The 5,565-nt window shown below is 72.4% G+C and carries 4 protein-coding genes and 1 pseudogene; 4 read left to right on the top strand and 1 reads right to left on the bottom strand.

The window, feature by feature from the left end:
- The 3 genes and pseudogenes from G3I53_RS23585 to G3I53_RS23575 form a co-directional block, all read left to right on the top strand.
- A pseudogene (locus G3I53_RS23585) lies at nucleotides 1-1,194 on the top strand (export associated protein); the annotation flags it as partial.
- Nucleotides 1,195-1,479: 285 nt separating this feature from the next.
- Nucleotides 1,480-2,475: a TerC/Alx family metal homeostasis membrane protein gene (locus G3I53_RS23580; RefSeq protein WP_164334948.1), complete on the top strand. Its 996-nt coding sequence runs from the start codon at nucleotides 1,480-1,482 to the stop codon at nucleotides 2,473-2,475.
- 269 nt (nucleotides 2,476-2,744) lie between these two features.
- On the top strand, nucleotides 2,745-3,845 hold the full coding sequence (locus G3I53_RS23575; RefSeq protein WP_164334946.1) for an ionic transporter y4hA: 1,101 nt from the start codon (nucleotides 2,745-2,747) through the stop codon (nucleotides 3,843-3,845).
- A 29-nt stretch (nucleotides 3,846-3,874) separates the two neighbouring features.
- On the opposite strand, the gene G3I53_RS23570 is transcribed toward G3I53_RS23575, so the two are convergent.
- The gene (locus G3I53_RS23570; RefSeq protein ID WP_164334943.1) at nucleotides 3,875-4,921 is read right to left on the bottom strand and encodes a S66 peptidase family protein; all 1,047 of its coding nucleotides are present in this window, start codon (nucleotides 4,919-4,921) and stop codon (nucleotides 3,875-3,877) included.
- A 108-nt stretch (nucleotides 4,922-5,029) separates the two neighbouring features.
- Here G3I53_RS23570 and aroQ point away from each other — a divergent pair, with 108 nt between their 5' ends.
- The gene (aroQ, locus tag G3I53_RS23565) at nucleotides 5,030-5,503 is read left to right on the top strand and encodes a type II 3-dehydroquinate dehydratase (RefSeq protein WP_164334941.1); all 474 of its coding nucleotides are present in this window, start codon (nucleotides 5,030-5,032) and stop codon (nucleotides 5,501-5,503) included.
- Nucleotides 5,504-5,565: the final 62 nt, after the last annotated feature.

Genomic DNA, 5,565 nt, shown 5'->3' with positions numbered 1-5,565 from the left:
CAGAGCGCCGCCCCGCCCCCGCCACCGCCCGCCGCCCCGCCCTCCCGGCCCGGGGAGCCCGCGCAGCCCGTGGCGGGCGACGCGACCGGCTGGTCCATGGACGAGCGGCTCTACAACCAGGTCTGGGGCATGTTCGAGGACCTGGCCCGCACCACCGCCGCCTACCGCAGCGCGGTCGACTTCGCCGAGTCGCGCATGGACAAGGAGCTGGAGCAGGTCCTGTCCGACCCGCGCAGCCGGATCGGCGGCCAGGCCGACGCCGCGCGCGAGGCCGCCCGCGCCCGCCGGGACGAGCTGGTCGAGCAGGCCCGCGACGTCCTCGACCGGGACCTCGCCCAGCTGGCCGCCGAGGCCGAGGTCGTCGAACCCGCGCTGCCCCCGCCGTTCGCGCGCTGGGACAACCCCGTCTGGCACGCCTACCGGGTCCCGATGGAGATCCCGATGGCCCTGCGGCTGGGCGACCTCCACCTCCCGGAGGCCGGCCGGGTCCGCATCCCGATGCTGCTCCGGCTGCCCCTGGAACGCGGCCTGTGGATCGACAGCGGGCGCACCGAGGGGCTCGACGGCTCCTTCACCGACGCCCACGACCTGCGCCGCCTCGCCGTGGAGACGGCGGTGGCGCACGCCGCCCGGCTGCTCGCCGTGTACCCGGCGGGCGAGTTCACGGTGCACGTCGTCGACCCGGCCGGATCCGGGACGCAGGCACTGGCCCCGCTCACCGGGACCGGCGTGCTGGCGGCCCCGCCGGCCCAGGGCGCCGCGGGCGTGACGGACACGCTGGGCCGGCTCATCGAGCGGGTCGACCTGGTGCAGATGGCGCTGCGCGCGGGCGCCGCGGACTCGCTGCCGCCGGGCTTCGACACCTCCCAGCAGCTGCTGGTCGTCAACGACTTCCCGCACGGCTTCGACGACCGGGCCGTCAACCAGCTGCGGTACCTCGCCGACGAGGGCCCCGCCGTCGGCGTCCACCTGATGCTGGTGGCCGACCGGGAGGACGCCGCCGCGTACGGGCCGCTGCTCGACCCGCTGTGGCGGGGGCTGCTGCGGCTGACGCCGGTGGCCGACGACCACCTCGCCGACCCGTGGGTCGGCCACGCCTGGACCTACGAGCCGCCGCTCGTGCCGCCCGGCAGCCAGGTGCTCCAGCAGGTGCTCACCCAGGTGACACAGGCCCGGCGCGCCTGGAACCGGTGAGGTTCCCCGGGCCCCGCCAGGACCGACACACCGCCCTTCACCTGCGACTTGGAATTTCTTTTACCGTTCTCTTTACCAAACCTTGGTGATGCCGGTACAGTTCTACGGACGGAGGGGAGTACTCCCCGTCTGTGCGGTGACCCCGTCAATACGGATCAGGCCAGATCCCGGGGCGTCGGCCCGAGAGCTCCACGGGCGCTGTGAGAAGCGCCGGAGTCTCGGGTGGAAGAGACCTCCGGCAGCGACGACGCTGACACCTGTCCTGACGTATCTGCCGGAGGCGCAGTGGATGTTTCCCTGACCCTGTGGGTCCTGACGATCCTGGGTCTGGCAGCCCTGATCTCGGTCGACTTCTTCATCGGCCGCAAACCGCACGACGTGTCCATCAAGGAAGCCGGGATCTGGACCATCGTCTGGATCGTCCTGGCCGTGCTGTTCGGCATCGGCCTGCTGATCTTCGGCGGTGGACAGCCCGCCGGCGAGTTCTTCGCCGGCTTCATCACCGAGAAGTCGCTGAGCGTCGACAACCTCTTCGTCTTCGTCCTGATCATGGCGAAGTTCGCGGTGCCCTCGCAGTACCAGCAGCGGGTGCTCCTCATCGGCGTCCTCATCGCTCTGGTGCTGCGGGCGATCTTCATCGCCGCCGGTGCGGCGATCCTGGCCAGCTTCTCCTGGGTCTTCTACATCTTCGGTGCCTTCCTCATCTGGACCGCCTGGAAGCTCATCCAGGAGGCCCGGGCCGACGAGGAGGACGAGGAGTTCGAGGAGAACAAGCTGCTCAAGGCGGCCGAACGGCGCTTCGGCGTCGCCGACCGCTACCACGGCACGAAGCTGTGGATCGAGCAGAACGGCAAGCGGATCATGACCCCGATGCTGGTCGTGATGCTCGCCATCGGCACCACCGACGTGCTCTTCGCCCTCGACTCGATCCCCGCGATCTTCGGTCTGACCCAGGACCCGTACATCGTGTTCACGGCGAACGCGTTCGCCCTCATGGGGCTCCGGCAGCTGTACTTCCTGATCGGCGGCCTGCTGAGGAAGCTGGTCCACCTCTCCTACGGCCTGTCGATCATCCTCGGCTTCATCGGCGTGAAGCTGGTGCTGCACGCCCTGCACGAGTCCGGGGTACACGTGCCGGAGATCGGCATCCCCGTCTCGCTGGGCGTCATCTGCTCCGTCCTGGTGGTCACCACGATCACCAGCCTGCGGGCCTCCCGCAAGCAGGCGGAGGCCGCGGCCGCGCAGAGCGCGGGCGACGACAAGGACAGCATCGACGTGTGACCCGGACCGGGACCGCACCGGGAGCGGGGGGGGCGCACCGCGCCGCCACCGCTCCCGGTGCCGCCCCGTGCTCCGCCCCGGCCGCACACCGGCGGGCCCCACCGCACCATCCCGCGCCGCGTTCCGGCGCCCCGGACCCACCCGACTCACACAAGGAGGCCATGCGCACTCATGACGACCCCGAGGCGATCAGGACGGCGAGACGGACGGGTGCTCCGAGCGCCGGTGACCGGAATGCGGCAGATCCCCACGTCTGCGACGATCGCCGCATGATCGCTCGGCTCAGGTCGCTCGCGGCGCGATGGACGATCCTGGTGCCGGCGCTGGCAGCCGTGCTGCTGGTCCTCACCTGGGGACGCGATCTCCCCGGCCTCGTCGTCGGTCTGGCGACCGTCGTCCTCGCGGGTGCCGTCCTGGCGGCGGTGCACCACGCGGAGGTCGTCGCCCACCGGGTCGGTGAACCGTTCGGTTCACTCGTCCTGGCCGTCGCCGTCACGGTCATCGAGGTCGCACTGATCGTCACCCTCATGCTGGACGGCGGCGACAAGAGCGCCACGCTGGCCCGGGACACCGTCTTCGCCGCCGTGATGATCACCTGCAACGGCATCATGGGGCTCAGCCTCCTGGTGGGTTCCCTGCGCCACGGCACGGCGGTCTTCAACTCGGAGGGCACCGGAGCCGCCCTGGCCACGGTCGCCACCCTGGCGACCCTCAGCCTGGTGCTGCCGACGTTCACCACGAGCCAGCCCGGCCCCGAGTTCTCCAGCGTGCAGCTCACCTTCGCCGCCATATCCTCCTTGATCCTCTACGGCCTGTTCGTGGCCACCCAGACGGTGAGACACCGGGACTACTTCCTGCCCCTCACCCGCCAGGGCGAGGTCATCTCGGGCGAGGAGCACGCCGAGGCACCCTCCAACCGCACGGCCCTGATCAGCCTCGGCATGCTGGGCCTCGCCCTGGTCGGTGTGGTCGGCCTCGCCAAAGGGGTCTCACCGACCATCGAGTCCGGGGTGGACCGGGCCGGGCTGCACCACGCCGTCGTCGGTGTGATCATCGCCCTGCTGGTGCTGCTGCCCGAGACCATCGCCGCGGTGCGCGCCGCGCGCCGCGACCGCGTCCAGACCAGCATGAACCTGGCCCTCGGCTCGGCCATGGCCAGCATCGGCCTGACCATCCCGGCGGTCGCCCTCGCCTCCCTGTGGCTCTCCGGACCCCTGGTCCTCGGCCTCGGCAGCACCCACATGGTGCTGCTCGCCCTGACCGTCGTGGTGAGCGCGCTGACCGTGGTCCCGGGCCGGGCCACACCCCTGCAGGGCGGGGTCCACCTGGTGCTGTTCGCCGCCTACCTGGAACTGGCGATCAACCCGTAGCGCCCGTACGCCCGGGCTCCGGGGCGGCGTCAGTAGGTGACGGTGATGCGCCGGGCGGGCCCGTCGACGCGCACCGTGCCCCCGTAGGGGATCACCAGCTGCGGATCCGTGTGCCCGAGGTCCACGTCGAAGACCACCACGGTGCCGGGGGCGTACGTCCGCACGGCGCGCAGCACGGCCTCCCGCTGCTCGGCCGCGTACGCCGCGCCCTCCTCGGGGCTCTGCGGGCGGTCGAGGAACCAGGTCTTCGGCCGCCCCCACAGCAAGGCCGGGAAGCGCCCGAGGAGGCCCCGCTCGCCCATGTTCCGCAGGATGCGGAAGACCGTCCGGGCGCTCGGCATCTCCTCGGACGTCTCCAGGAACAGGACCCCGCCGTCGTGGTCCGCCGGGTCGTCGGCGACGTCCCGGCCCGCCATGAGCAGGTCGCCGACCGTCTCCAGGCTGCCGCCCCAGGTGCGGCCCTCGACCACCCGGTCCGCGTTCGCCCACGTCCACCACCGGCCCGGCCGGGTCTCCGGCTCGGTGGCCAGGGCGGCCGGGTCCGCCCAGTCCACGTCGACGTCCCGCCAGCGGTCGGCGGGGCGCAGCTCGTAGGGGCCCGGCGTGAACAGGGCGGCCCGCAGGGAGTCCGCCGTCTGCGGGTGCAGGGCGCCGGGCCGGCCCAGTTCCGGCATCACACTCGCCCCGTGGAAGCCGACGATGCCGCAGGAGCGCAGCCAGGCGAGCAGATGGGTGTTGTCGCTCATCCCGAAGAACGGCTTCGGGTGGGCCCGCACCAGCTCCCGGTCCAGCAGCGGCAGCACCGTGATCTGGTCGTCGCCGCCGATCGCCGCCATCACCGCCTTGATGCCGGGGTCGGCGAACGCGGCATGCAGGTCGTCGGCACGCTGCCGGGGCGTCGAGCCCATGACCCGTGTCGCCGGGTACTCCACCGGCTCCAGCCCGTACTCCTCGCGCAGCCGCCGCAGGCCCAGCTCGAACGGGAGCGGGAACACCCCGGCGAGGCCGGAGGAGGGCGACAGCACGGCGATACGGTCGCCCGGGACGGGTTTCGGCGGATACACGGCGTCGATCATCGGGTGAGCGTAGGGCCCGGCGGGCCCGCCGCGCACCGTGATAGACCGGGTGCCAGCGGCGGTCCCGGCGGGCCCGCCCGCCCGCACGCCGAACGGACCGGAGGAACCGTGCCCCGCACCCTGGCCAACGCCCCGATCATGATTCTCAACGGCCCCAACCTGAACCTGCTCGGACAGCGCCAGCCGGAGATCTACGGGGCCGACACGCTCGCCGACGTCGAGGCCCGGTGCGCCGAGGCGGCGGCCGCGCACGGCGGCACGGTGGACCTGCGCCAGTCCAACCACGAGGGCGCCCTGGTGGACTGGATCCACGAGGCACGGCTCAGCCACTGCGGCATCGTCATCAACCCCGGCGCCTACTCGCACACCTCGGTCGCGATCCTGGACGCCCTCAACGCCTGCGACGGCCTGCCGGTGGTGGAGGTCCACATCTCCAACATCCACCGGCGCGAGGCGTTCCGGCACCACTCGTACGTCTCGCTGCGCGCCGACGGGGTCATCGCCGGCTGCGGCGTGCAGGGGTACGTGTTCGCGGTGGAGCGGATCGCGGCCCTGGCCGGTCCCGCCCGCGCCCACACCTGACCGGCCCGGCGGACCGGGCCTTGCCCTGCGGGGCCCGGCCTCGGGCACGCGGTCCCGGCCGG

Source organism: Streptomyces sp. SID14436 (assembly GCF_010548465.1).
GTDB lineage: Bacteria > Actinomycetota > Actinomycetes > Streptomycetales > Streptomycetaceae > Streptomyces.
Note: the sequence above shows the minus strand (reverse complement) of the source record. Positions and strands in the feature narration are given on the sequence as shown.

Bases quoted from the DNA above. Each gene is read 5' to 3' on its own strand.
- G3I53_RS23575 (WP_164334946.1), top strand. From the start codon at position 2,745: ATGATCGCTCGGCTCAGGTCGCTCGCGGCGCGATGGACGATCCTGGTG.
- G3I53_RS23570 (WP_164334943.1), bottom strand. From the start codon at position 4,921: ATGATCGACGCCGTGTATCCGCCGAAACCCGTCCCGGGCGACCGTATC.